Origin of the sequence: Arthrobacter sp. 2MCAF14 (genome assembly GCF_052115645.1) — a bacterium.
GTDB lineage: Bacteria > Actinomycetota > Actinomycetes > Actinomycetales > Micrococcaceae > Arthrobacter.
In genome coordinates this window covers 122,005-146,661 of sequence record NZ_JBFRHB010000002.1, presented here as the reverse complement: position 1 = coordinate 146,661, position 24,657 = coordinate 122,005, and the positions used below count along the sequence as shown (strand labels likewise).

The 24,657-nt window shown below is 63.8% G+C and carries 23 protein-coding genes; 2 read left to right on the top strand and 21 right to left on the bottom strand.

Annotation, left to right across the window (positions count from 1 at the left end):
* Nucleotides 1-113: 113 nt before the first annotated feature.
* From guaA to AB4074_RS02510, 11 genes are all read right to left on the bottom strand, one after another.
* Nucleotides 114-1,718, bottom strand: coding sequence for a glutamine-hydrolyzing GMP synthase (guaA, locus tag AB4074_RS02560; protein WP_437771005.1), 1,605 nt, complete (start codon nucleotides 1,716-1,718; stop codon nucleotides 114-116).
* Nucleotides 1,719-1,837: 119 nt separating this feature from the next.
* Entirely contained in the window at nucleotides 1,838-2,356 is a 519-nt protein-coding gene (locus AB4074_RS02555; protein ID WP_441411939.1) for a DUF3817 domain-containing protein, read from the bottom strand.
* Nucleotides 2,353-3,195, bottom strand: a complete 843-nt coding sequence (locus AB4074_RS02550; RefSeq protein ID WP_441411938.1) for an SURF1 family protein — start codon at nucleotides 3,193-3,195, stop codon at nucleotides 2,353-2,355. The genes AB4074_RS02555 and AB4074_RS02550 overlap by 4 nt, the downstream gene beginning before the upstream one ends.
* A gap of 256 nt (nucleotides 3,196-3,451) precedes the next feature.
* The gene (locus AB4074_RS02545) at nucleotides 3,452-3,940 is read right to left on the bottom strand and encodes a PTS sugar transporter subunit IIA (protein WP_236812181.1); all 489 of its coding nucleotides are present in this window, start codon (nucleotides 3,938-3,940) and stop codon (nucleotides 3,452-3,454) included.
* Between the two features lie 38 nt (nucleotides 3,941-3,978).
* Nucleotides 3,979-5,739, bottom strand: coding sequence for a glycerol-3-phosphate dehydrogenase/oxidase (locus tag AB4074_RS02540; protein WP_437771007.1), 1,761 nt, complete (start codon nucleotides 5,737-5,739; stop codon nucleotides 3,979-3,981).
* Nucleotides 5,740-5,840: 101 nt separating this feature from the next.
* Entirely contained in the window at nucleotides 5,841-6,977 is a 1,137-nt protein-coding gene (locus tag AB4074_RS02535; protein WP_437771008.1) for a GuaB3 family IMP dehydrogenase-related protein, read from the bottom strand.
* A 147-nt stretch (nucleotides 6,978-7,124) separates the two neighbouring features.
* Nucleotides 7,125-8,636, bottom strand: coding sequence for an IMP dehydrogenase (gene guaB, locus AB4074_RS02530; RefSeq protein WP_236812187.1), 1,512 nt, complete (start codon nucleotides 8,634-8,636; stop codon nucleotides 7,125-7,127).
* A gap of 207 nt (nucleotides 8,637-8,843) precedes the next feature.
* The gene (locus AB4074_RS02525) at nucleotides 8,844-10,904 is read right to left on the bottom strand and encodes an acyltransferase family protein (protein ID WP_441411937.1); all 2,061 of its coding nucleotides are present in this window, start codon (nucleotides 10,902-10,904) and stop codon (nucleotides 8,844-8,846) included.
* Between the two features lie 236 nt (nucleotides 10,905-11,140).
* The gene (gene groL / locus AB4074_RS02520; protein WP_441411936.1) at nucleotides 11,141-12,751 is read right to left on the bottom strand and encodes a chaperonin GroEL; all 1,611 of its coding nucleotides are present in this window, start codon (nucleotides 12,749-12,751) and stop codon (nucleotides 11,141-11,143) included.
* 86 nt (nucleotides 12,752-12,837) lie between these two features.
* Nucleotides 12,838-13,134, bottom strand: a complete 297-nt coding sequence (groES, locus tag AB4074_RS02515; protein ID WP_028265041.1) for a co-chaperone GroES — start codon at nucleotides 13,132-13,134, stop codon at nucleotides 12,838-12,840.
* Nucleotides 13,135-13,356: 222 nt separating this feature from the next.
* Complete coding sequence (locus tag AB4074_RS02510) at nucleotides 13,357-13,767, bottom strand: hypothetical protein (RefSeq protein ID WP_441411935.1); 411 nt, start codon at nucleotides 13,765-13,767, stop codon at nucleotides 13,357-13,359.
* Nucleotides 13,768-13,844: 77 nt separating this feature from the next.
* Here AB4074_RS02510 and AB4074_RS02505 point away from each other — a divergent pair, with 77 nt between their 5' ends.
* Entirely contained in the window at nucleotides 13,845-15,083 is a 1,239-nt protein-coding gene (locus AB4074_RS02505; protein WP_441411934.1) for a THUMP-like domain-containing protein, read from the top strand.
* A 23-nt stretch (nucleotides 15,084-15,106) separates the two neighbouring features.
* Here AB4074_RS02505 and AB4074_RS02500 read toward each other — a convergent pair whose 3' ends face one another.
* From AB4074_RS02500 to AB4074_RS02490, 3 genes are all read right to left on the bottom strand, one after another.
* Nucleotides 15,107-15,925, bottom strand: a complete 819-nt coding sequence (locus AB4074_RS02500; RefSeq protein WP_441411933.1) for a shikimate 5-dehydrogenase — start codon at nucleotides 15,923-15,925, stop codon at nucleotides 15,107-15,109.
* 50 nt (nucleotides 15,926-15,975) lie between these two features.
* On the bottom strand, nucleotides 15,976-16,098 hold the full coding sequence (gene ykgO, locus AB4074_RS02495; protein WP_184740519.1) for a type B 50S ribosomal protein L36: 123 nt from the start codon (nucleotides 16,096-16,098) through the stop codon (nucleotides 15,976-15,978).
* 65 nt (nucleotides 16,099-16,163) lie between these two features.
* Entirely contained in the window at nucleotides 16,164-17,330 is a 1,167-nt protein-coding gene (locus AB4074_RS02490; RefSeq protein ID WP_441411932.1) for a GTP-binding protein, read from the bottom strand.
* 176 nt (nucleotides 17,331-17,506) lie between these two features.
* Between AB4074_RS02490 and AB4074_RS02485 the strand changes: the two genes are divergently transcribed.
* Complete coding sequence (locus AB4074_RS02485; protein WP_441411931.1) at nucleotides 17,507-18,658, top strand: glutamate--cysteine ligase; 1,152 nt, start codon at nucleotides 17,507-17,509, stop codon at nucleotides 18,656-18,658.
* Between the two features lie 36 nt (nucleotides 18,659-18,694).
* Here AB4074_RS02485 and tsaD read toward each other — a convergent pair whose 3' ends face one another.
* The 7 genes from tsaD to AB4074_RS02450 form a co-directional block, all read right to left on the bottom strand.
* Entirely contained in the window at nucleotides 18,695-19,810 is a 1,116-nt protein-coding gene (gene tsaD, locus AB4074_RS02480) for a tRNA (adenosine(37)-N6)-threonylcarbamoyltransferase complex transferase subunit TsaD (RefSeq protein WP_441411930.1), read from the bottom strand.
* The gene (gene rimI / locus AB4074_RS02475; RefSeq protein WP_441412138.1) at nucleotides 19,807-20,247 is read right to left on the bottom strand and encodes a ribosomal protein S18-alanine N-acetyltransferase; all 441 of its coding nucleotides are present in this window, start codon (nucleotides 20,245-20,247) and stop codon (nucleotides 19,807-19,809) included. Before rimI ends, tsaD begins: the two co-directional genes overlap by 4 nt.
* A gap of 44 nt (nucleotides 20,248-20,291) precedes the next feature.
* Nucleotides 20,292-20,963: a tRNA (adenosine(37)-N6)-threonylcarbamoyltransferase complex dimerization subunit type 1 TsaB gene (gene tsaB / locus AB4074_RS02470; protein ID WP_441411929.1), complete on the bottom strand. Its 672-nt coding sequence runs from the start codon at nucleotides 20,961-20,963 to the stop codon at nucleotides 20,292-20,294.
* On the bottom strand, nucleotides 20,963-21,538 hold the full coding sequence (gene tsaE, locus AB4074_RS02465; RefSeq protein ID WP_441412137.1) for a tRNA (adenosine(37)-N6)-threonylcarbamoyltransferase complex ATPase subunit type 1 TsaE: 576 nt from the start codon (nucleotides 21,536-21,538) through the stop codon (nucleotides 20,963-20,965). The genes tsaB and tsaE overlap by 1 nt, the downstream gene beginning before the upstream one ends.
* Nucleotides 21,539-21,564: 26 nt before the next feature.
* Nucleotides 21,565-22,770, bottom strand: a complete 1,206-nt coding sequence (alr, locus tag AB4074_RS02460) for an alanine racemase (protein ID WP_441411928.1) — start codon at nucleotides 22,768-22,770, stop codon at nucleotides 21,565-21,567.
* 72 nt (nucleotides 22,771-22,842) lie between these two features.
* A complete protein-coding gene (locus AB4074_RS02455; protein WP_441411927.1) occupies nucleotides 22,843-23,949 on the bottom strand; it encodes a carbohydrate kinase family protein in 1,107 nt (368 codons plus the stop codon).
* A gap of 40 nt (nucleotides 23,950-23,989) precedes the next feature.
* A complete protein-coding gene (locus AB4074_RS02450) occupies nucleotides 23,990-24,526 on the bottom strand; it encodes a GNAT family N-acetyltransferase (RefSeq protein ID WP_441411926.1) in 537 nt (178 codons plus the stop codon).
* Nucleotides 24,527-24,657: the final 131 nt, after the last annotated feature.

Below are 24,657 nucleotides of genomic sequence, written 5' to 3'. Positions count from 1 at the left end.
GGGAATCGACCGGCAGTCCGCACCGCAACACTGGTGCAAAGGCAAATTAGCCCTGATTTCAGGGGAAATACAAAGTGACCGGCCTCTGGAACAGAGACCGGTCACTCAGAAAGCTATTCCCATTCGATGGTTCCCGGCGGCTTGCTGGTGACATCAAGTACCACGCGGTTGACGCCGTCAACCTCGTTCGTGATCCTGTTGGAGATCCTGGCGAGGAGGTCATAAGGGAGCCTCGACCAGTCGGCAGTCATGGCGTCCTCGGAGGAAACAGGACGCAGCACGATCGGGTGTCCGTAGGTGCGGCCATCGCCCTGCACGCCAACGCTGCGGACGTCGGCCAGCAGTACGACCGGCATTTGCCAGACGTCGTTGTCGAGTCCAGCCGCTGTGAGTTCGGCCCGCGCGATGGCGTCCGCCTTGCGAAGGAGGTCGAGCCGTTCCTTGGTCACGTCGCCCACGATGCGGATGCCCAAGCCGGGTCCGGGGAACGGCTGGCGTCCGACGATTTCCTGCGGCAAGCCCAGCTGCGCGCCCACGGCGCGAACCTCGTCCTTGAACAGGGCGCGGAGCGGTTCAACGAGTTCGAACTGCAGGTCCTCGGGAAGGCCGCCCACGTTGTGGTGGCTCTTGATATTCGCGGCACCTTCGCCGCCGCCGGATTCGACGACGTCCGGGTACAGGGTGCCCTGAACAAGGAACTTGATGCTCTCGCCCTCGGACGCAGCCTCGGCGATAATGGCCCGCTCTGCTTCCTCGAACGCACGAATGAACTCGCGGCCGATGATCTTGCGCTTGGTCTCGGGATCGCTGACCCCGGCCAGGGCGGACAGGAATCGCTCCTGCTCGTTGGCGACATAGAGTTTGACGCCGGTTGCGGCGACGAAGTCGCGCTCGACCTGTTCGGCTTCGCCTTCGCGCAGCAAGCCGTGGTCCACGAATACACAAGTCAGTTGATCGCCCACGGCGCGCTGCACGAGCGCTGCGGCTACGGCCGAGTCGACGCCGCCGGAGAGGCCGCAGATGACTTTGGAGTCGCCGATCTGCCGGCGGATCCGGTCCACTTGCTCTTCGAGGATGTTGCCGGTGGTCCAGTTCGGCTTCAGTCCGGCTCCGTTGAACAGGAAGTTCTCCAGAACCTGCTGGCCGTGGACAGAGTGCTTTACCTCCGGGTGCCACTGCACGCCGTAAAGATGCTTCTCTTCGTTCGCAAAAGCAGCCACAGGTGCGCCCGCAGTGGTCGCCAGGACCTCGAAGCCGTCAGGAGCCTCGTGAACGGAGTCTCCGTGGCTCATCCAGGTGTTCTGGGAGTCCGGAACACCCGCAAGGATGGAGCGGGCTTCGCCAACGGTCGTGGCCTCGGTGGCACCGTACTCCCGCAAACCGGTCTGTGCGACCTTGCCGCCGAGCGCGTTCGCCATGGCCTGGAAGCCGTAGCAAATACCGAAGACCGGGACGCCGGCCTCGAAAAGGTCCGCGCCAACCCTCGGGGCACCCTCGGCATAAACGCTTGAAGGTCCGCCGGAGAGGATGATCGCTGCCGGGTTCTTGGCCAGAAGCTGCTCGGTGGTGAACGTGTGCGGAACAATTTCCGAGTACACATTCGCTTCACGGACGCGGCGGGCAATCAGCTGCGCGTACTGGGCACCGTAGTCAACAACCAGCACCGGCTTCTGGGAAGTCTGAGCTTCAGAACTGAAGGGTGCGGTGGGAGTAGTCACCCTAACAGCCTACTTTGCCGGGATGCCCCGGTGCACCTTGAAACCGGTCGTGAAGCCCGGAATCAGCTCCGAAAACAGTCCGACGTTAGCGATCTCACAATGTCGCCGGGCCAGGCCCGTCAGTAGCGTTTGGACGCCTGCGGATTCGCGGCGAGCTCCATCTCTACCTCCGAGTGGAACTTCTTCTCCACGATGAAGGACATGAGAGGGACAACGCCGCCCAAGGCGAGCAGGATGAGCTTCGTGAACGGCCAGCGCATGAGCGACCACAAGCGGAAGTCCGAGATGAGGTACAGCACGTACATCCAGCCATGGACAATCAGCACGGCGATGGAGACGTTGACGCCGCCCAGGACCGCCTTGGACTCGGCGTCGGCGAATCCGAAACCGAAGGGCTGGCCGGTGATTGCGTTGGTCCCGCCGGCAAAGAGGTACACGCCGAACACATAGCGTGCAACGAGCTCGGCGCACAGGAGCAGCAGCATGGTGCCGGTGAGGTAGGCCATGACTTTGTAGAACTTCAGGGCCGAGCGGATCTGGGCCGTCGTTCCACCGAAGCGGCGTTTCTTGGCCGCGCTTGGCTTCGCGGCGGATTCTCCGGACTGTTCGGGCTGGATGGCCGGTTTGGGCTCAATCATGGCTTTACCTGTTCTGGCTTGGTAATTGCTGGCAAATCGTCTGATGGGAATTCGTCGTCGGGCTCGTCCTCGTCTTCTTCGAGGGTGCGCCGGTAGTCATCGGCCACCATCCGCCACCAGATGTAGAGGGCGAATCCTGCAAAGACCACCCATTCCACGGAGTAGAAGAGGTTGAGCCAATTGATCTGTTGGTTGGGTGGTTGGGCCGGGATATTCAAGGGCTTCAGCTGCGCCGGAAGTGCGAGGGCCTTGCCCGCCGACACTTCGGACGTCGCTGCGACGAAGCCGGGATAGCTTGAGACTTCCCAAGTGTTGATGAGTTCGGCGACCGAGACCGCAGAGGCGCGACCCGCTCCGGCGTCGACGTTTGGCACCGGTGCCTCGGACGGCAGGAGCCGTCCGGTCAGTTCAATAGTGCCCGACGGCGGCGGCCCGGCTTGGGCGGGATCGGCTACCCAGCCGCGGGCCACGGGGATCCAGGTCTTCGCGGTTGCGCCGACGCCGTGGAGGGCGGGGGCGCCGTCGACCGCAAACGCGGTCACTACCCAGTAGCCTTTTTGCCCGGCGAGCAGCCGGCCCTCCACAAGGACCTGCCTGGCGGGGTCGTAACTACCCTTGGCGCTGACCATTTGGTCTGACGCCGAACCCGGGAAGAACGTTCCGGGCTGCAATTCCCCGGTAAGCGGCTTGACTTGCTCCACAGCGGGGTCGTCAACCGGGACATCGCTCTGGGTGGATCTGCCGAACTGCCACTGGCTGAGCAGCACAAACACCCCGGAGAGCAGGAGCGCGAAGACGAGTCCTGCGATCCAGCGGGGCTTCAGAGCGGTTTTCAACACCCCTTAACCGTACTTCGCCAAGCTGTAGAACAGCTAAACGGGAGGTCACACGAAAGGGCCTGCCCCTCCTAGAGTGGGGCAGCAGGGTCCCTACGTGGCGCGGAACGCGACACGAAAGGGCCTGCCCCTCCTAGAGTGGGGCAGCAGGGTCCCTACGTGGCGCGGAACGCGACACGAAAGGGCCTGCCCCTCCTAGAGTGGGGCAGCAGGGTCCCTACGTGGCGCGGAACGCGACACGAAAGGGCCTGCCCCAATCTCAGTGGTCGAAGAACACCAGGCTGGAGTTGATCAGTTCGGCGATGACTTCGGGGTCGTGGGCGCGCCTGAGGGATTCCCTGAATGATTCCTTGGAAAGGGAGCGGGCCAAGGTCGCGAGGACTTCCAAGTGGTCCGAGAATGAACTGGCGGGCGTAGCGATGAGCAGGACCAACGTGGCCGGTCCGTCGCTGGCGCCGAAGTCCAATGAGTGACCGAACTTCGTGACACCGACGGCAATGGAGACCCGGGAAACAAACTCGCTGCGGGCATGCGGAAGGCCAATGCCGCCCGGCAGCCCGGTGGCAAGTTGGTGTTCGCGCGAGTTGACGACTTCGAGGAAGCCCTCAAGGTCCGTGATGCGCCCGGCGGCGTAGAGCCTTTCCGCGAGCTGCCCCGCGGCATCTGTTTTGTCGACCGCTTCCATCTCCAGGATGACGGTCTCCGGCGTTGTCAGTTCGGCATCATACGGGTCCAGTGGTTCCGCCAAGTCGTTTCCCTCCAGTGTGGCCAGCCAACCCGGGCCGCTCAGCGGAGGGGAACGATGTCGTCGACACCCATGCGCGCAGCATCGGCCGATTCGTCGTCGGGCTGCTGTTGGCTAAGCCGTTCAGCTTCCACCCGGGCCAGGTAGTGCTTGATTTCGCTTTCCCGCTGCGCGTCGCTCCAGCCAAGAATTTCTCCCATCAGCTTAGCGACAACAGGGACAGCGGAAACACCTCTGTCCCACGACTCGATCGAGATACGGGTGCGTCGGGTCAGGACATCATGGACATGGCGGGCACCCTCATGGGTCGCGGCATAGACGACCTCCGCCGCCAAATAGTCGTCTGCCCCCGGCAGCGGCTCGGCCATGGCCGGGTTGTCCTTGATGATCGCCAGGACTTCCGGGGTCATGGAGCCATAGCGGTTGAGCAAATGTTCCACCCTTGCGACGTGGACCCCGGCCTCATCAGCGGTTCTCGCCCGCCGGTTCCATGCGGCTTTGAAGCCTTCAGCGCCCAGGAGCGGGATGGTGTCGGTGCAGCTCGCGGGTACGCGCTCGTCCATGGCCCGCGTCGCTTCGTCCACCGCGTCCTTCGCCATGACCCGGTACGTGGTGAACTTTCCGCCCGCAACCACCACCAGGCCTGGAACGGGGTGCGCCACCACGTGTTCGCGTGAAAGTTTGGCCGTGGAGTCGCTCTCCCCCGCCAGCAGCGGACGGAGGCCCGCGTACACGCCCTCAACATCCTCACGGGTCAGTGGACGCTTCAAGACACGATTGACGTGTTCAAGAACGTAGTCGATGTCCTTCGTGGACGCGGCAGGATGCGCCTTGTCGAGCTTCCAGTCGGTGTCCGTCGTGCCGATGATCCAGTGCCGCCCCCAGGGGATGACGAACAACACCGATTTTTCGGTCCTCAGGATCAATCCCACCGTCGACTGGAAGCGGTCGCGCGGGACCACAAGGTGGATGCCTTTGGAGGCGCGCACCTTGAGCTGGCCGCGATCCGTCACCATGGCCTGGGTCTCGTCCGTCCAGACTCCCGTGGCATTGACCACTTGCTTGGCGCGGACTTCGATGACGCTGCCGTCTTCCTGGTTTTCCACCTTGGCGCCCACGACGCGTTCGCCCTCGCGCACGAACGACACCACGCGCATCCTGTTCACGGCATGCGCACCGTAATGCGCCGCAGTCCGGACGACATTGACCACCAGTCTGGCATCGTCAACCTGTGCATCGTAGTAGCGGATGGAGCCGACGAAGGCATCGTTCTTGAGGCTGGGTGCGGCCCTCAGTGTGCCGCGCCGGAAGAGGTGTTTGTGCATGGGCACACCGCGGCTGTGGCCGGAGGTGAGGCCAAGAGTGTCGTAGAGGAAAATCCCGGCACCAACGTAGGGGCGCTCCCAAAAACGCCGGGTGAGCGGGTACAGGAACGGAACCGGCCGGACGAGGTGCGGTGCGATCAGTTGGATCAGCAATCCGCGTTCCTGGAGGGCTTCCTGGACGAGCGCGAAGTCCAGCATCTCCAGGTATCGCAACCCGCCGTGAATCAGCTTCGAGGACCTTGACGACGTGCCCGAAGCCCAGTCCCGGGCCTCGACAATACCCACGGACAAGCCGCGGGTCACCGCGTCCAAAGCCGCACCGGCCCCGACCACGCCTCCCCCGACAATCAGGATGTCGAGCTCCTTGCCGGGTTCGGTGGTGCCCTTGAGAACTTCTATGGATCTGGCCCGCGCCTGCGGACTCAATGCACCCGTTGATGCATCATTCCTTTGCGAACCATCTGCAACACTGCTCATTGGACGCCTCCCATCGCACAAACCCGTAGTTCCCCACACTACTTCTTGTCCAGCGGCTTGGGCAGGGTTTCGCGCGAGCGCTACAGCGGCCCGAGCGGGAGCTACCCGCCGGAGTAAGGCGAGACGACGACGTCGACCCGCTGGAACTCCTTCAGGTCCGAATAGCCCGTGGTCGCCATGGAACGGCGAAGCGCGCCAATCAGGTTGGAGGTGCCGTTGGTGTGGTGGCCCGGCCCGAAGAGCACTTCTTCGAGGGGACCCACGGTGCCGACATTGACCCTGTCGCCGCGGGGCAGCTCAAGGTGGTGGGCTTCCTGGCCCCAGTGCCAGCCCTTGCCCGGGGCTTCTTCTGCACGGGCCAAAGCGCTGCCGAGCATGACGGCGTCGGCGCCCATGGCGATGGCTTTGACGATGTCACCCGAAGAACCCATGCCGCCGTCGGCGATCACGTGCACGTACCGACCACCGGACTCATCCATGTAGTCGCGGCGGGCGGCAGCGACGTCGGAAATGGCGGAAGCCATCGGCGAATGGATACCGAGCGCACGGCGCGTAGTGGTCGTTGCGCCGCCGCCGAAGCCCACCAGGACGCCGGCCGCTCCGGTACGCATGAGGTGCAGGGCCGGGGTGTAGCCGGCGGCCCCGCCGACGATCACCGGAACGTCGAGTTCGTAGATGAACTGCTTGAGGTTCAGGGGCTCATGATTCTTGGAGACGTGTTCGGCCGAGACGGTGGTGCCGCGAATGACGAAAATGTCTACGCCGGCGGCCACCACGGTCTTGTAGTGCTCCTGGGTGCGCTGCGGTGTCAGCGAGCCGGCCACCGTCACCCCCGATGCTCGGATTTCCGCAAGCCTCGTGGTGATCAGTTCGGGCTGAATGGGCGCTTTGTAGAGCTCCTGCATGCGCCGTGTGACTGTCGGGCTGGCCGTTTCATCCGCAAGGGCAGAGATTTCGTCCAGCACGGACTGGGGATCCTCGTACCGAGTCCACAAGCCCTCAAGGTCCAGGACGCCCAGGCCGCCCAGCCGGCCAAGGGCGATGGCCGTTTCAGGCGACATCGCGGAGTCCATGGGTGCGGCGATCACTGGCATCTCAAACTTGTAGGCATCAATCTGCCATGAGACGGAAACGTCCTTGGGGTCGCGCGTCCGGCGGTTGGGGACGATCGCGATGTCATCCAGGGAGTAGGCACGACGCCCACGCTTGCCACGGCCAATCTCAATCTCGTAAGTCACTGCTCTAGGTTATCCCAGTGCGGCGCGATGTACCGGCAGGGTGACGCACACCATGGCGGCAGGCAATGCCTCATAAACGAGCGAGCCCGCCACCTCCATGAGGGAGGTGGCGGGCTCGCTTCGGACTGCCTAGGACAGGAATTACGCCTAGCGGGAACCGTAGTTCGGAGCCTCGACGGTCATCTGGATGTCGTGCGGGTGGGACTCCTTGAGCCCGGCCGCAGTGATGCGGACGAACTTACCGCGTGCTTTGAGTTCGGCGATGGTCGGAGCACCCGTGTAGAACATGGTCTGGCGCAGGCCGCCGACCAGCTGGTATGCCACCGAGGAGAGCGGCCCGCGATATGCGACGCGGCCTTCGATGCCTTCCGGGATGAGCTTGTCATCACCGGAAACATCCGCCTGGAAATAGCGGTCCTTCGAGTAGGACGTGTTCTTGCCACGGGACTGCATGGCACCCAGGGAACCCATGCCGCGGTAGCTCTTGAACTGCTTGCCGTTCACAAAGATCAGCTCACCGGGCGACTCGTCGCAGCCAGCCAGCAAAGAGCCGAGCATGACGGTGTCGGCGCCGGCCACGAGGGCCTTGCCGATATCGCCCGAGTACTGCAGGCCGCCGTCCGCGATCAGCGGAACACCGGCAGGGATGGCCGCCTTCGAGGACTCGTAGATGGCCGTGATCTGGGGGACGCCCACACCGGCAACAACGCGGGTGGTGCAAATGGAGCCCGGGCCCACGCCCACCTTGATGCCATCGGCACCGGCGTCGATCAGTGCCTGGGCGCCTTCACGGGTGGCGGCCTGGCCACCGATGATGTCAACGTGGGCAGCAACGGGGTCCGACTTCAGGCGCGTGATCAGGTCCAGGACACCCTGCGAGTGGCCGTTGGCGGTGTCCACGAACAGTGCGTCGACGCCGGCGTCGATCAGGGTCATGGCCCGTTCCCAGCCATCGCCGAAGAACCCGATGGCGGCGCCGACGCGGAGTCGGCCTTCCTCGTCCTTCGTCGCGAGCGGGTACTGCTCGGCCTTCGTGAAGTCCTTGGTGGTGATGAGGCCCTTGAGGCGACCCTGCTCGTCAACGAGGGGCAGTTTCTCGATCTTGTTGGTGGCCAGCTTGTGCGAGGCCTCTTCGCGGCTGATGCCTACGTGGCCCGTGATGAGCGGCATCTTGGTCATGACGTCGCTGACCAGCCGCAGCGGGAAGTCGGACTCCGGCACGAAGCGTGTGTCGCGGTTGGTGACAATACCCAGCAGCCGGCCATCGGGGTCGATGACAGGCAGGCCGGAAACCCGGTAACGCGAACACAGTTCGTCCAGTTCCTGAAGGGTGGCTTCCGGGTGGATGGTCAGGGGGTTGGTGATCATCCCGGACTCGGAGCGCTTGACGCGGTCGACGTGGTCGGCCTGGTCTTCGATGGACAAGTTGCGGTGGATGACGCCAAGGCCGCCCTGCCGGGCCATGGCGATGGCCATGCGGGACTCGGTGACGGTGTCCATGGCGGCCGAAAGCAACGGGGTCTGGACCGAAATTCGCTTGGAGATCCGGGAGGAAGTGTCAGCCTCGGACGGAATGACGTTGGTGTGCCCCGGCAGCAGCAGGACGTCGTCGTAGGTCAGGCCAACAAAGCCAAAGGGATCGTGTTCGGGCTGGGTCATGAGTGCGCCTCTTACCTTGGTTCTTGGGGGTTGCTCTGGTAGGGGTTGCAGCTGATGACCAGCCCGTCATTACGGGACTGGCCTGTGCAGAAAGGTTCTGAATAAATAGTAGAACCTCGCCGCCGATCCCCATATTCCGCGAGGGCAATGTGAGCAACAGCACCCGGCACCAGCCGTCGAGCCGCTCGACAGCCTAGCTCGGGCCGGCTAGCTCCATCCGGTCGCGGCCAGCCACCGGTCCCTGAACATGGGCGCCATGCTCGCAACATAGGTCTTGGAGAGGTGGTTGTTGTCCAAGTAGACAAAGGTGTTACCTACAACGCCAGGGCATTCGCCGCCGTTACAAATCAGATCGGTCATGTCCAGTATGGACAAGCCGACGTACCTGCCTTGAAGTGATGCGAGTGGGTTTTGGGGCGAAAGCAGCTGGGCCTCGCCGGGATTGCAGTCGGGGTTGTGCTGTCCTTTGGTCACGACGCAGTCTGCCATGTTGAAGTCGAACCTCGGGTTGTCACGAACGGCAATGACGGATATGCCTTTGTCTGTGAGCATCTTCACGGTGTCTTCAAACCCGACGGTCAATTTTTCATCAGGTGACGATGGAACGGCTGCAGTTCCCACGAGGAACACGGCGCTCGGCGGGTGCTCGTCGATTTGCTGGTGAACGGCGTCATCAAAATCCTTGCATTCCGAGCTCAGTCCCGAGGTGTCCACCGTGAACGGACAGCCGCCGAGCAGCAGGTTGTACAGGCGCCATTGCTCTTGTTCTGCCAAAGGAGCCAATGCCGCCAACCACTGCTGCGCATGCGAGTCACCCAGCGCCAGGATGGTGCGGTCCGATCCAGCGGGTTGACTGTTTTGATTACACCCCGGCTGGAGGATGTTCGAGGCAGGCTTCAGATCCCCGCTGCAGTGGTCGGACAGGCCCGCCCAGTCCTGTGGCAATTTTTCCGGGGTAGGAAGGAGAGCTGCTTTCGGGCTGACTTCGTTAACATAGCCGGGCACCAAGGCGGCAGCGCCCGGGTTGTCCTTTTCCGCCTGGGCCATCGCAATTTTGGCGCTCACGTACTGCTGCACATTGAATGCGAGCAACGGAACAACGGCAACTGCCAAGCAGGCGACCATCGCAATGGCGGCACGCCGCCGGTTCACTTCCGGCCATTTCCACTCCCGCAACGGCTTCTCGACGAACTTTGTGGTGAGGAAAGCCAAAACCAGGGCGGCCGCAATGATCACAGTCCCCGAGAGCCACCCGGCCTGGTCTTTGCCGGTCCAGATGAGAGAGATGACCAGCAGCGGCCAATGCCACAGATACAACGCGTAGGAGTTGTCGCCCAGGCGTACGAGAGGCTTGGAGCTCAGGATCCGGTCAACACCGAAACGGCTGCCCGTCTGGCCGGCAACAATAACGCAGGCCGCCGCCAGGGTGGGCCAGAGGGCCACGAAGCCAGGGAAAGCCGTCTGGACCTGGAGCACGATCCCACAGCTCAACATTGCCAGAATGCCCACCCAGCCCATCATCACGCGGACGGGCTTCGAGAACCTCAACGCCGGCAGGCTGAGGGCAACCAGCGTTCCTATGGCGAACTCCCACAGCCTGGCAAACGTGTCGAAATAGGCAGTCGTCTGGTCGGTTGCGGTCGCAATGACTGAATAGGTGAGCGAGACCGCGAAGAGCAGGCCAAATACGTACAACAATGCGACACGATACCGAAGGCGGTACTTTTTACAAGCCAGGGCGACGAGCGCGAAAATGACCGGCCACAGGATGAAGACCTGGGCTTGGATCGATAGCGACCAGAAATGCTGGAGCGGACTCGCCTGGCTATGATCAGCGGCGTAGTAGTTGACTGCCTCCCGCTGAAGTAGCCAGTTCTGGACGTAGAAAAGCGATGCCCAGACCTGGTCAACCAAAGCCGCCCAACGGGTCTTGGGGAGCACCACGAAAATTGCGGCCAATGTACCCAGCAGAACGACCACAGTGGCCGGAAGCAGCCTGCGGAACAGGTGAAGCCAGTGCCTCAGCAGGTCCATGGGGCGGCCCTGCTCATAACGGCTTGTGAACTGCAGTGTCATCAAGAAAGCAGAGACCAAGAGGAAAACATCGACGCCGCCGGAAACGCGGCCGAACCACACGTGGTAGGACACCACCATGAGCACAGCAAGCGAGCGCAGGCCTTGAATTTCGGGGCGGAACTTTGACTTTCGGCTGGTGATACTGGAACGACTCTGCCCCTTGATAGAAGCTGCCGTTTGCACAGTTGACACCACAATGCCCCTCAATGACCTAGATCGAACCATAAATCTTACTGATTCGTAATGTTCAATGCCAATCGAAAATTCATCCGAAGAGCACCCATCCTTCAATTGAGCCATACCTAGCTGGGCGTTCACAGGGTGATTGCCCGGTACCAACTGTGGGCCCGTCTGCGCCGAAACGGCGAGCCAAATGCAGGAGGCCCGGCCCCAAAGGGGACCGGGCCTCGCGCATCAAGCAACCAGGATTAGTGGCTGTGACCTGCGTGCTCGTCTTCCTCGGCCGGCTTCTCGACAACCAGGGTCTCGGTGGTGAGAACCAGGGCTGCGATGGATGCGGCGTTCTGAAGCGCGGAGCGGGTGACCTTGACGGGGTCGATCACGCCGGCGGCGATCAGGTCCTCGTACACACCGGACTTCGCGTTGAAGCCGTGGTTGTCTTCCAGCTCGGCAACCTTGGCGACGACGACGTAGCCGTCGAAGCCGGCGTTCTGGGCGATCCAGCGAAGCGGCTGGGTCAGGGCCCGGCGGACGATGCCGACGGCAGCAGCCGCGTCGCCTTCCAGTGCCTTGACGGCAGCGTCCTCGTCCAGTGCCTTGAGGGCGTGGATGAGAGCGGAGCCACCGCCGGAGACGATGCCTTCTTCAAGGGCAGCACGCGTGGAGGACACTGCGTCCTCGATACGGTGCTTCTTTTCCTTGAGCTCGACCTCGGTGGCTGCGCCGACCTTGATCACGCCGATGCCGCCTGCCAGCTTTGCGAGCCTTTCCTGCAGCTTTTCCCGGTCCCAATCGGAGTCGGTGCGGGTCAGCTCTGCACGGATCTGGGCGACGCGGGCTGCGACGTCCTCGGGAGTGCCGGTGCCGTCAACGATGGTGGTGTTGTCCTTGGTGACGGTGATCCGGCGGGCGCTGCCGAGGACCTCGAGGCCAACCTGGTCGAGGGACAGGCCGAGCTCCGGGGAGACAACCTGTGCGCCGGTCAGCGTGGCAATGTCCTGCAGCATGGCCTTGCGGCGGTCACCGAAGCCCGGAGCCTTGACGGCAACGACGTTCAGGGTGCCACGGATACGGTTCACGATCAGCGTGGACAGTGCCTCGCCGTCGATGTCCTCGGCAATGATGAAGAGCGGCTTGGCAGCCTGCAGGGCCTTCTCGAGGAGCGGCAGGAATTCCTGCAGCGAGGAGATCTTGCCCTGGTTGATCAGGATGAGCGCGTCTTCCAGAACAGCTTCCTGGCGTTCCGCGTCAGTGACGAAGTACGGGGAAAGGTAACCCTTGTCGAACTGCATGCCCTCGGTGAGGACCAGTTCGGTCTGCGTGGTGGAGGACTCTTCGATGGTGATGACACCATCCTTGCCGACCTTGCCGAAAGCCTCGGCAAGGAGCTCGCCAACCTCATCGCTCTGGGCGGAGATCGCGGCAACGCTGGCAACCTGGGTGCCTTCTACTTCGCGGGCGTTCTCAAGAAGGCGGGCAGCCACGGCCTGGACCGAAACCTCGATGCCGCGCTTGATTTCGCCCGGGGCGGCTCCGGCGGCAACGTTGCGCAGGCCTTCCTTGACGAGTGCCTGTGCCAGTACGGTGGCCGTGGTGGTGCCGTCGCCTGCGACGTCATTGGTCTTGGTGGCGACTTCCTTGGCCAGCTGCGCACCAAGGTTCTCATACGGGTCGTCGAGTTCGACTTCGCGGGCGATCGTCACGCCGTCGTTGGTGATGGTGGGAGCTCCCCACTTCTTGTCCAGAACGACGTTGCGGCCACGCGGGCCAAGGGTGACCTTGACGGTGTTGGCGAGCTTGTCAATGCCTGCTTCGAGCGAGCGACGGGCAGCGTCGTTAAACGCAAGCTGCTTTGCCATGGTTGTGTCCTTTCAAGACGGAAAACCCGCACCGCTGATTCGACCGGAAGAAGTCCGACTTGATCTGCGATGCGGGATCCAGGGAATTACTTAACGACGATCGCCAGAACGTCGCGGGCGGACAGAACGAGGTATTCGTTGCCGCCGGTCTTGACTTCAGTTCCGCCGTACTTGGAGTAGATGACGACGTCGCCGACGGTTACGTCGACGGGCACGCGGTTGCCGTTGTCATCGAAGCGGCCGGGGCCAACTGCAACAACTTCGCCTTCCTGCGGCTTTTCCTGTGCAGTGTCCGGGATGACCAGGCCGGAAGCCGTGGTCTGCTCTGCTTCGAGCGGGCGGACAACAATGCGATCCTCGAGAGGCTTAATGGAGACCGACACTCGGATCTCTCCTTTACGTGAGGTAGTACATGGACTATCAAACCAGGGGTGCCGTGGCGGGCTTACCGTCGTCGCGGTGCCGGTAAGTGCCTGGCGGCATGATTAGCACCCGCCTAGGGAGAGTGCTAATCAAGACTCTATGTAAGCATTAGCACTCGGTCAAGGCGAGTGCCAGAATTCCGTCACGGGTGAACGTCCAATGGCGGCTTCCGGCTCACACGCTTATTGCCCGGCGAGGTCGTCGAAGTCAACGTCCTCGCCGTCGTCGTACTCTTCCGTCTGCGCGGTTCCGCGGTTCAGATAGAGCACTACGCCGCTCGCGAGCGCGACGACGCCGAACACCACCAGCCCGACGATCGCTCCGATGCGGGCACCGGTGTAGGTGTCACGGATGTCCCGGGCCTCATCCGTGGCGTCCTGGACGCTCTTTCCGGTCATGGAGTAGGTGGCCGCGTTGAACGAGTCTAGGAAGAAAATAATGATCAACAGCGCGATGCAGACAATGGCAATCAAGGCACCCACGATGAGCGCAGGACGGGCATACTTGGAGAGATTTCCGGCGAAGGGACGTTTATCGGGGACAGAGGGAGATCCATTGGCGTCGTCAGGCTGGCGTACTGGGTTGTCTTCCATGGCATCAACCCTATCCGCCCGAGCGCTCCCGGATCCCTCCCGACCCCGTATGACGGGCGAGCACTAGGCTAGTTCCCATGGCTGACACACCCCAGGAACAGATCGCCCCCTTGCTGACAACGGAAGGTTGGGAACTGCTGGCGTCCTTGGGACCGTACCGCGATGACGAAGCCTTCGCCCTGAATGCCCGCCTGCGCAAAGACGGCCACTCCCCTGCGCTCGTTGCCGCCGTCCTCACCCAATCCAGGCTCCGCACCCGGGCCGAGGCCAAGTTCGGCGAATTCGCCCGGCAGATGCTCTTCACCCAGGCCGGCCTGGAGCAGGCCACCCGGCTCAATGTTGCGGCCAGGCATGCCGAACGCTTCGCCAACGCCGGCACGCAGCACGTCGCGGACCTCGGCTGCGGGCTTGGAGCAGATTCCATGGCCATGGCCTCCATGGACATCAAGGTCACCGCCGTGGAACTCGACGAGACCACCGCAGCCTGCGCCACCATCAACCTCATTCCTTTCCCGCACGCGACGGTAGTGCACTCCGACGCAACCTCGGTGCCCCTCGACGGGGTCGACGGCGTGTGGCTCGATCCGGCGCGACGCACGACGTCGTCGTCGGGAACCAAAAGGATCTGGGACCCCGAGGCGTTCTCGCCGCCGTTGTCCTTCGTTGAATCATTGGCCGCCACGGGCAAGTCCGTCGGGGTCAAAATGGGTCCCGGAATGCCGCACGAATCGGTTCCAACCGGCTGCGAGGCACAGTGGATCTCGGTGGGAGGGGACGTCACGGAAGTCACGCTGTGGTTCAACGACGTCGCCCGTCCCGGCATCCGCCGCGCTGCCCTGGTGCTCGGGCCACAGGGCGCCGCCGAGATCACCAGCGGCGAAGATTTCGACGGCGGCCCGGTGCCCGATGTCGGGCCCGTGGAGGGATACCTTTACGAACCGGATGGCGCGGTGATCCGCGCGGGCCTGGTGGCCGACGTCGCGCTCCGGCTCGGTGGCCACCTGGTGGACCTACACATTGCCTACATTTGCGCTCCGGAACTGGTGGAGACCCCGTTCGCCCGCGCCTACAAAGTTTTGGAAGTCATGCCGCTGAACGTCAAGGCACTCAAAGCCTGGGTGAAGGCCAACGGCGTCGGCGTCCTGGACATCAAGAAACGCGGCACCTCCGTTACCCCCGAAGAGCTGCGGAAACAATTGCTGCCGGCCGGAAAGAACTCGGCTAAAGCCCGCGGCAACAAAACAGCCACCTTGGTCCTCACCAGGATCGGCGAGGAAAAGGTGGCTGTCGTGGTGGAGCCGGTAGCGGCTGCTTGAGCTGATCCCGGACTTGGGGCGCCCTATTGGGCGCGCGTGAACTCCTCGGCTGCGGCCACTTGCTCCGGCGTCGGCGTGATGCCCGTGTAGAGCACGAACTGTTCAAGGGCCTGGATGGTAGCTACCTCGGCGCCGCTGATCACGGTCTTTCCTGCCGCGCGGCCGGCCTTGATGAGCGGCGTCTCTGCAGGGAGGGCGACGACGTCGAACACCACCTGCGCGGCCGACACCGCTGCTTCGGGGAAGGACAGCGAGCCGGACTCGGGACCACCGGCCATGCCGATCGGTGTGACGTTGACGAGCACGTCCGCCGTCGACTCCCCTACTTCTGCCTGCCAGCCGAAGCCATAGAGCCCCGCGAGGGCTTGTCCGGGCTTTTCATTCCGGGCAACCACCGTGACGCGGGAGAAACCGGCGTCGCGGAAGGCAGCCGCAGTGGCCTTGGCCATGCCGCCGGAACCCCGGAGCAGCACGGACGACGCCGGGTCGATCGCGTTGCGCTCGATCAACTGGGCGATCGCAGTGTAGTCCGTGTTGTAGGCCGTGAGTACGCCGGCGTCGTTCACGATCGTGTTGACCGAGTCGATAGCGGCGGCTGAAGCGTCCATGCGGTCGACGAGGGCGATGACGTCTTCCTTGTAGGGCATCGAGACGGCGCAGCCGCGGATGCCCAGGCCGCGCACGCCGGCGATCGCGTTCGGAAGGTCGGTGGGAGCGAAGGCCTTGTAGATCCAGTTCAGGCCGAGTGCCTCGTAGAGGAAGTTGTGGAAACGCGTTCCGTTGTTGCTCGGCCGGGCAGAGAGAGAAATACAGAGCGTCATGTCTTTATTGAGGATCGGCATAACGGGGCTTCCTTCGCGTAGCGGGTTCTCTGCCCAGCCTAGACGGGGAGCTAGCCTTGGCGCGCCTTGAAGCGCGGATTCAGCTTGTTGATGACAAAGGTGCGGCCGCGCCGGCGGACCACTTGCGCGCCGGGGATCTTCTTGAGGGCACGCAGCGAATTCCTGACTTTCATGGGGTTCTCCTTCTGGGGTTTTGACTTGTTTGATTGCGGTTTGTTCCACCGGGGCTGAAGCCCGGCTAAAGGGTGGATTCGAGTTCAAAAGGGTCCTCGAGTCCGGCGAAGCCGATCCGCATCTCCGCTTCGCTCAGCGCGCATCCGTCCAGGAGTGCCCGGATTTCGGCGGCGTCGAGGTCCTCCCCTCGTCCAGTCACGGCCAGCACCGTACCCCGGTCGCCGAAGCGGGGATGCCAGTCAAGGACGGCGTCGACGTCGGGGAGTCCCTTTCCGTGCTGCGGGGCCTCGCCGTCGAGGACAGGGCCGGTGCCGGTGCCGGCGTCCGCGAGCCACTCGCCTGTGCTCTCGAGCCAGACGCGCGGCCCGATTCCCTGCACCGCGATCCGGACCTTGGCCGCCGAGGCAATCCACAATCGGCCCCGCATCCAGTGGGATCCCTCGGCCAACTTGGGCAGTGCTTCCTGGAAGCGACCTGGATGAAGGGGACGCTCCACTTTGTGGAGCACGGTCCGGAAACTCCCCGACCCTTCCTCGAGCGGCACCCTCACGGAACCACGACGAACCCTGGCGAGAGCCTCGGCCCCGTCGTAGCAGCCGGGGCGGAAGTCGTCGTCGCTCGCGGAAACGGCGGCGTGCGGCGCAAGCTGCCCGAGCAGTTCCAACCCTTGGGCCCAGGCCTCGCTTGAGTCCGGGCGCAAGCCTGCCAGCTCCGCCCCAAGACCGGCGTGCACCATGACGGTATCCGCGTGGCCCAATTCCCCGATGAGAAATTCTCCGCTGGTGCGCTCATCCTCGGGCATGGCCGTGAAGCCGGATTCATACAGCGTGTGCTTGTCCCAGATGTGGTCTTCCAGTCCGGAGGGATCGATCGCCAACACGGCGTTGTCGATGACGGCGGGCCGTCCCAGGCCGCGCTTGAGTTCCGCCACCGCCATGTCCACGGAGACACCGGGCGGCAGGCCCAGGACGATGTGGTCATGGCCGGAGGACGCGAGGCGTTCCGCCGTCGGGACAACATCCAGGCGGACCGTGCAGCTTAGGCAGCCGTGTTCCAAAGGGGTTTGCGCTTGCTCCACCAGTTCGCCGTTGCGGAAGATCCTTCGCAAGACGATGGAGCCATCCAGGAGGTCGTGCAGGACCACCACCGAATCGCGGTGGGTCCGCCCAAGCCTGGCGGTGGCTGCTTCGCGGCATTGGCTGTCCAGTGAGCTGACGACAGAAAGGTGCATGCCCACTATCTTAGATGCAAATCATTCTCATTAGCAAAAAGCTTTGCTTTCCTTTTTTACCTCACGGTCCCATCATGCGGTACCGTACCGCCCCTGCATTAGACTTGAGCCAACCGCTGACGGCCCCACGGCGGGCTTTGCTCAGGGCGTTTTTGGCAAATACCGAGGGGACCCACGTGCAGATTGATTTCGCTTCATCCAGGCAGTCGACCCTGGGGGTGGAATGGGAGCTTGCGCTCGTCAACGCACGCACCGGCGAATTGGTCTCGGTGGCGAATGAGGTCCTGCGGGGCGTTGCATCGCGGCATCCGGATTTGAACGAGGACGACGAGCATCCGCACATCAAGCGGGAATTGCTCCTGAACACCGTGGAACTTGTCACGGGCGTGTGCAACACCGTCAAGGAAGCCAAGGAAGACCTGGCCCGCTCGCTGCAGGCTGTCAGGGAAGTCACGGACCCCATGGGCGTGGAGCTTTTCTGCGCCGGAAGCCATCCTTTCAGCCCGCCGCAGCTTCAGCCGGTCTCAGACAAAGAACGCTATGCCAAGCTGATCGACCGCACCCAATGGTGGGGACGGCAAATGGTCATCTATGGAGTCCACGTCCACGTCGGACTGGACCGCAGGGACAAGGCGCTCCCCATCCTCGACGGGCTGGTCAACTACTTCCCCCATTTCCAGGCGTTGTCCGCTTCCAGCCCGTTCTGGGGCGGCGAGGACACCGGCTATGCGTCACAACGCGCCCTCATGTTCCAGCAACTGCCCACGGCCGGTCTGCCTTTCCAGTTCCCCAGCTGGGCCGAATACGAGTCCTATGTCCAGGACATGTTCACTACTGGAGTGATCGACACCCTGTCTGAAATCCGCTGGGATATCCGGCCTGTGCCGAATCTGGGCACCATCGAGATGCGTATTTGCGACGGCCTGGCCACCCTTGAGGAAGTGGGCGCAGTTGCAGCCCTGACCCAATGCCTCGTGGACGAGTTTTCCACGATCCTGGACAACGGCGGCAGCATTCCGACCATGCCGCCGTGGCATATCCAGGAAAACAAGTGGCGCGCCGCCCGCTACGGCATGGAAGCGATCATCATCCTCGACGCCGAAGGCAATGAGCAGCTCGTCACCGAGCACCTCAAGGAAACGCTGCTGCGCCTGGCGCCTGTCGCCGAAAAGCTGGGTTGCTCGGCGGAACTGGCCGACGTCGAAAAGATCATCGCCCGCGGAGCAGGCTATCAGCGCCAGCGCCGCGTCGCCGCCCAGCACGACGGCGATCTTCACGCGGTCGTCCAGGATCTCGTGCAGCAAATGCGGTCCGTTCCGACCGCCTAGCCTCCGGCCGTATAGCCGCCCGCCGGGTTCCCGCGCCTACACCGAAACGGTGGTCACCGGCAGGGAGGAATCCGGAGCGAACGTGACGCCGCTGGGAGCGATTCCCGCCATGATGAGCTGCGAGCCCAAGGCCGCCACCATGGCACCATTGTCGGTGCACAGTGATAGCGGCGGAACATGCAGAGTGATCCCCGCAGCGGCGCAGCGTTGCCCTGTCAGCTCACGGAGCCGGGAGTTGGCTGCAACCCCGCCGCCCAGCAGGAGATCCGTGATGCCGTTCTCCCGGCAGGCCAAGACTGCCTTGGACGTGATGACGTCCACTACCGCCTCCTGGAACGCGGCGGCGATATCGGCAACGGGAACGTCCTCGCCCCGGGCTTCGAATTGTTCAACGCAGCGCGCGACGGCGGTCTTGAGGCCGCTGAAGGACCAATCGTAGCGATGGGGTCCGGGTTCCTCCGCGGTTCCCATGTACTTGGGTTGCGAAAGTCCGCGCGGGAAGCGGATGGCCTTGGCGTTGCCCTGCTTGGCGAGTTTGTCGATGGCCGGTCCGCCCGGGTAGCCAAGGCCCAGGAGCCTCGCCACTTTGTCGTAGGCCTCCCCTGCGGCGTCATCGATCGTGGAGCCGAGCATCTCGACGTCGTCGGTGATGCTGCGGATGCGCAGGATTTCCGTATGCCCGCCGGAAACGAGCAACGCACCGAGGTTTTCCGGCAGCCGTCCGCCCGAAAGTCCCCCAGTGCCACCGGCGGCGCCGCCGGCGCCGTCGAGGAGTCCGACGCCGACATGCGCCACCAAGTGGTTGATCGCGTAGAGCGGCTTGCCTGTGGCAACAGAGAGAGCCTTGGCCGCGCAGACACCCACCATGAGCGCCCCCGCCAAGCCAGGCCCGGAGGTCACGGCGATGGCGTCGATATCGTCGAGCGTCACCCCTGCCTCGTGCAAGGCCTCCTGCAGCGTGGGTACGAAGGCGTCCAGGTGCGCACGGGAGGCGATCTCCGGAATGACGCCGCCAAAACGGACATGCTCATCCATCGAAGAGGACACCGTGTTGGTCAGCAGCGTGGTGCCCCGGACAATCCCGACGCCGGTTTCGTCGCAGGAGGACTCGATCCCCAGCACGAGCGGCTGGATGGTGTGGGAGCGGTTCATGCCGGTGTTCCTTCAGTCAATGTCAGCCTCATGATGAGGGCGTCCGTGCCGTCCCGGTAGTAGCGCCGACGGACGTGGATCTGCTCGAAACCGAACCGCACGTAGAGTGCCTGCGCTCGTGGATTGTCGGCACGGACTTCCAGGAGCACTTCCACCGCTCCGCGCCGGCCGGCCTCTTCGATCAGTTCCGTGAGAATGGCGGAGCCTATTCCCCTGCCTTCGAATTCGGGCACGACGGCGATCGTCTGAACGTCCGCGATCGGCTCGATGCACATGAGCCCGGCGTAGGCCACAATCTGCCCGCCGGCTTCGGCTACCACGTAGCGGCGGGTATCAACCTGGGCAAGTTCATCGAAGAACATCTGCATCGGCCACGCGTCCACCGGGAATAGCCTGCGCTCCAGGACCTCGACCGCGGTGACGTCGTCGGCGGTCATGTCGCGCAAGGTCACGCCGTCGAGCTTGAACTGGTACGAGGGGTTCACAGGGCACGCTTCCTAGGGCCCGGCACTTGCGCGTCGGATTCCCGCAAATACAACGGGGTGGAATCCGGCAGTTCCGCGCCGGCCGCCAGGAGGGCCATGGCGAACTGGCCCAACGAGGCCGCGTCGGGCTGCGTGGTGCTGAATTCCTCGTTCGCGTTGACCACGTCCGCGTAGATGCCGCCGCCGGCACCGAAGACGGGGAGATCGGGCAACTCCGAGGCGAAACCGACGTGCGGCCCGTCCACGAGTTGCGGGAGCTGGCCATCGTTGAGCGTGTAGCGCGCCCAGTAGACCTCTTTGCGACGCGCATCCGTGGCCACCAGGAACTCGGCATGCGCCTCGGTTGACTCGGCCACTTCCAATGCGATCGCATCCAGACTCATGAGACCGAAAAGGGGTTTGTTCCAGGCAAATGCCAAAGTGCGGGCGGTTGAAATCCCTGACCGGAGGCCCGTGAACGGCCCAGGGCCGACGCCGGTGACGATGAGGTCGATGTCCGTGCCGCTTACACCGGCGTCTGCCAGGAGCTTCTCAATGCCGGGCGCCAGGACCTCGGCGTGGCTGCGGGTGTCCTCGGTGGCGAAAGATTCCAGCACGCTTTCCATGGCATCGTCAGAGATGAGTGCCGCACTCGCCACGGCTGAAGTATCAATGGCCAAGATCAGCATCAGGCGTTCTCCTCCAGTATTTCGGGCACGGCGCTCCAACGAGGGCCAAAGCCGCGGAAAACGATGGTGCGCGGTTCGTCGTCGTCCTCCGGGTCGAAGTCAAGCACGGCGTCCTGGCCTGCTTCATGGCGGGTTGCCGCCCTCTCCATGCCGCCTACCGTCCGGTGCATCTCGATGTCCAGGCGACTATCCGAAAGGTGTTCCACGCGCTCGCGCCCCCACTCGACCACTGTAACGGAGTTGTCCATGGTGTTTTCGAGGTCGATGTCGTCGATTTCCGCGGCGGATGCCAACCGGTAAGCATCAACGTGGACCAGATCGGGGCCGCCGGGGCGCGGCCCGTCCGGCAGGTTGGGGTGGATGCGCACCAGGACAAACGTGGGCGAGATGACGCCGGCACGGACGCCCAGTCCTTCGCCGAGTCCCTGCGCGAAGGTGGTCTTGCCTGCACCGAGTTCGCCCGTCAGGACCAGCAGGTCACCGGGCTCAAGGACCCCGGCGAGCGCCGAGCCCAAAGCATGTGTCTGCTCCGCCGTCGCGACCTTGACGGTCCGTACCCACAACGCATCACTCAACGGGGTCTGGTCAATCGAGGCCCCGCTCACCGGACATCCGCCCCCGGAGTCTCATTGATGTAGATCCGCGGCACGCGTGGGCTGATCCGGGTGACAATCTCATAGTTGTTGGTTCCCGCGGCGGCTGCCCAGTCGTCCGCCGTCGGGCCGCCGTCGGCGCCGTCACCAAACATGACAGCTTCGGCGCCCAGCCAACCGGCTTCGTCCGTCACCGCGTTCCCAAGGTCGATGACCATCTGGTCCATGGCGATCCGACCCACAACGGGATAGTTGACTCCGTTGACCCGCACCGGTCCGCCGGTGGCGACGCGCGGCACGCCGTCGGCGTAACCGAGCGGGATCAGGCCCAGGGCACTCTCGCTGGACGTACGGTAGTTGAGCCCGTATGACACCCCCTGGCCCTCGGGCACCCGCTTGCAATTGGAAACGAGGGTGCGCACTGTCATGGCCGGGCGGAGACCAAGTTCCGCGGAGTTTTGTCCTTCGAATGGGGACAGCCCGTAGAGTCCGAGACCCACGCGGACCAGGTCGAAGTGGGCATCCGGGCGCGAAAGCGTAGCGGGCGTGTTGGCCAGATGCCGCACTTCGGTGTCCACTCCGGCGTCCTCGGCCACGGCAATTGCTTCCCGGAAAGCTGCCAACTGCTCATCGGTCTCGGGACGGTGCGGTTCATCGGCCACGGCCAAGTGCGAGAAGATGCCCACCACGCGCAGGAGGCCCTCGTCCTGGTACTCCATGGCTTGGCCCACCAATTTGTCCCATTGGGCGATAGTGGAGCCGTTGCGCCCCAGGCCGGTGTCAACCTTGAGGTGGATACGGGCCGGTCGTTCCTGTTCGCGCGCCGCGGCGACCACCGCGTCCAGCTCCCAGCCAGAGATGCCGACGTCGACGCCGGCGGCAACTGCCGCCTGGAAGTTGCTTTGGGTAGTGTGCAACCAGGCGAGCATGGGGGCGTCAATTCCAGCAGCGCGCAGCGCCAAAGCCTCCGATATATGGGCAACGCCAAGCCATCGGGCGCCGGCTTCAAGGGCTGCCCGCGCCACCTGCACCGCACCGTGCCCATAGGCGTCGGCCTTGACCACGGCCATGACGTTTGCGGGCGAGGCGATAGCCACGAATTGGCGTACGTTGTGCCGGATGGCGTCCAAGTCGATGACGGCTGATCGTTCGAGGACCGTGGCCGAACCCGATTTCGTCGTGGGCTCGAAACTGGCAGCTGCTTCGTAAGTCACCCTCACGATTCTAGTGCCGCGACGGCGTGCGGGTTGACTGGGGTGAGCGGGTCGACTGGAGGTAAGCGCCGCTCAGGCGTCCGAGTTGTGGGCGATCGTGGCTGTTGCACGACGTTGGGCCCCGGGCGGGACGTCCGCCACTATGGCTTCGAGGAAAGCGAACCGTTTGAGCCACTGGCTGGACTGCCGCTCCCTCCGGGCGTTCGCTCGCTGCCACCAGTCGGCGATGTCACCCCAACCAGGCGCAGCGAGCGAGCCGCCCACTTCCTGCACCGCCAGCGAGGCGCAAAGGTTGGCAAAACGGAGCCGGTCTCCCAAAGGCCATCCGGCCAGGCAGCCCACAATAAACGCCGCGCCGAAGCAGTCGCCCGCTCCGGTGGGGTCGTACGCCGTCACGGGGAGGGACGGCACCCACTCCTCCTCGCCGGTTTCGGAATCCACGGCCATGGCTCCTTGCGCTCCCAGCGTCACTACAGCCACCGGAACGCGGTCGGCGAGGGTGTAGAGCGCGGACCAGGGGTTGTCTTTGCCGGTGAAGGCCATTGCTTCCCGTTGGTTCGGCATGAAGGCGTGGAAATTGCTGAGCTGGTCCAGCCGCCTTGAAGACCACTCTCCCGTCGGATCCCATCCGGCGTCGCCGAAGAGTTTGACGCCGGCTTTCGTCGCCGCCAGCATCCAGGGCTCTGGCTCCTCGCCGAGATCCGCGACGGCGGCGAGCGCATTGGGCGGCTCGCCAATCAGTTCCGAGGCGCTCATGGGCGAGGGATGGCCGTGAGTGACCATGGAACGATCCTGATCGACGCACAAGGAGACGGTGACCGGAGAATGCCAGCCCTCGAACCGCCTGGACAGGGAGAGGTCCACGTGCTCCTGGCTTTCCAGGATCCGCCAGTTGAAGTCCCCGTATCCGTCATCCCCGAAGGCCGCGGCGAGGCTGGTCCGCAACCCAAGCCGGGCAGCCGCGATGGCTTGGTTGGCCACGCCGCCGGGGCAGGTCCCCATGCCTTGGCTCCACACTTCGGTCCCGGGTTCCGGGCTGCGGTCCAGTCCGGTAAAGATAATGTCTTGGAACACGGTGCCTGTCAGCAGGAGATCGCAGCCTGAAGGGACCCCGTCCTCCCGCGCATCCCCGCGGACAGCGGCGAGGGGATCGAATCCAGTCCTGGGCGTTGCGTCCATGCACGGCAGACTACGCCGCGCCCACGATTGTGCATAGCTTTTAGAGCTCCTGGTACATGACGTGCAGCCCCACGTAGCCGAGGGTCGGATGATGGAAGGCCTCGGGGATGGTCGCAAGGATGCGGAACCCCATGGACTGCCATAGTCCGACTGCGCGGACGTTGCTTTCGACGACGGCGTTGAACTGCATCGCCTTGAACCCGCCGTCCCGGGCGGCAGCCAAGGAATAGGCACAAAGTGCCCGGGCGATTCCTTGCCCGCCGTGATCGGCATGGACCATGTAGCCGGCGTTGGCCACGTGGCTTCCGCCGCCACCTTGGTTGGCGTGCAGTTCACCGGTACCCAGCACGTCGCCGTCGCTCACTGCCACAAAGGTCAGGCCGGGCGCTTCCTTGAACCACTTGCCCCGGGCAGTTTCTTCTGTAGTATCGCGGTCCCAGGTGAAGGTCTCCCCTGCACGGATCACGGGTTCCAGGACAGCCCAGATCCCGGGCCAGTCGCTTGCCTGGGCTGGCCGGATCTCGTAGCTAACGGCCGCCGGCGCTCCTGCTTCGCTGATTGATTGGCTCACGTCCATTACGGTATCAGCCCGCCCTACGATGCTGGCGCTGGTGGCCCGGCTGCAATGCCGGGGAGCTCAGGAGTAGTGTTTTCGCTGGGACGCAGAGGATTTATCGCTTTGCGGAGCTTGTTTAATTGCGTTGGATA

Excerpts from the sequence above, each read along its gene's own strand:
- rimI (WP_441412138.1), bottom strand. The coding sequence starts at position 20,247 with ATGACCGCCGACGACGTCACCGCGGTCGAGGTCCTGGAGCGCAGGCTA.
- AB4074_RS02450 (WP_441411926.1), bottom strand. The coding sequence starts at position 24,526 with ATGGACGTGAGCCAATCAATCAGCGAAGCAGGAGCGCCGGCGGCCGTT.
- AB4074_RS02455 (WP_441411927.1), bottom strand. The coding sequence starts at position 23,949 with ATGGACGCAACGCCCAGGACTGGATTCGATCCCCTCGCCGCTGTCCGC.
- guaB (WP_236812187.1), bottom strand. The coding sequence starts at position 8,636 with ATGACCCAGCCCGAACACGATCCCTTTGGCTTTGTTGGCCTGACCTAC.
- ykgO (WP_184740519.1), bottom strand. The coding sequence starts at position 16,098 with ATGAAAGTCAGGAATTCGCTGCGTGCCCTCAAGAAGATCCCCGGCGCG.
- AB4074_RS02500 (WP_441411933.1), bottom strand. The coding sequence starts at position 15,925 with ATGCCGATCCTCAATAAAGACATGACGCTCTGTATTTCTCTCTCTGCC.
- AB4074_RS02555 (WP_441411939.1), bottom strand. The coding sequence starts at position 2,356 with ATGATTGAGCCCAAACCGGCCATCCAGCCCGAACAGTCCGGAGAATCC.
- AB4074_RS02490 (WP_441411932.1), bottom strand. The coding sequence starts at position 17,330 with ATGCACCTTTCTGTCGTCAGCTCACTGGACAGCCAATGCCGCGAAGCA.
- tsaB (WP_441411929.1), bottom strand. The coding sequence starts at position 20,963 with ATGCTGATCTTGGCCATTGATACTTCAGCCGTGGCGAGTGCGGCACTC.
- AB4074_RS02505 (WP_441411934.1), top strand. The coding sequence starts at position 13,845 with ATGGCTGACACACCCCAGGAACAGATCGCCCCCTTGCTGACAACGGAA.
- AB4074_RS02540 (WP_437771007.1), bottom strand. The coding sequence starts at position 5,739 with ATGAGCAGTGTTGCAGATGGTTCGCAAAGGAATGATGCATCAACGGGT.
- AB4074_RS02510 (WP_441411935.1), bottom strand. The coding sequence starts at position 13,767 with ATGGAAGACAACCCAGTACGCCAGCCTGACGACGCCAATGGATCTCCC.
- tsaD (WP_441411930.1), bottom strand. The coding sequence starts at position 19,810 with ATGAACCGCTCCCACACCATCCAGCCGCTCGTGCTGGGGATCGAGTCC.
- groL (WP_441411936.1), bottom strand. The coding sequence starts at position 12,751 with ATGGCAAAGCAGCTTGCGTTTAACGACGCTGCCCGTCGCTCGCTCGAA.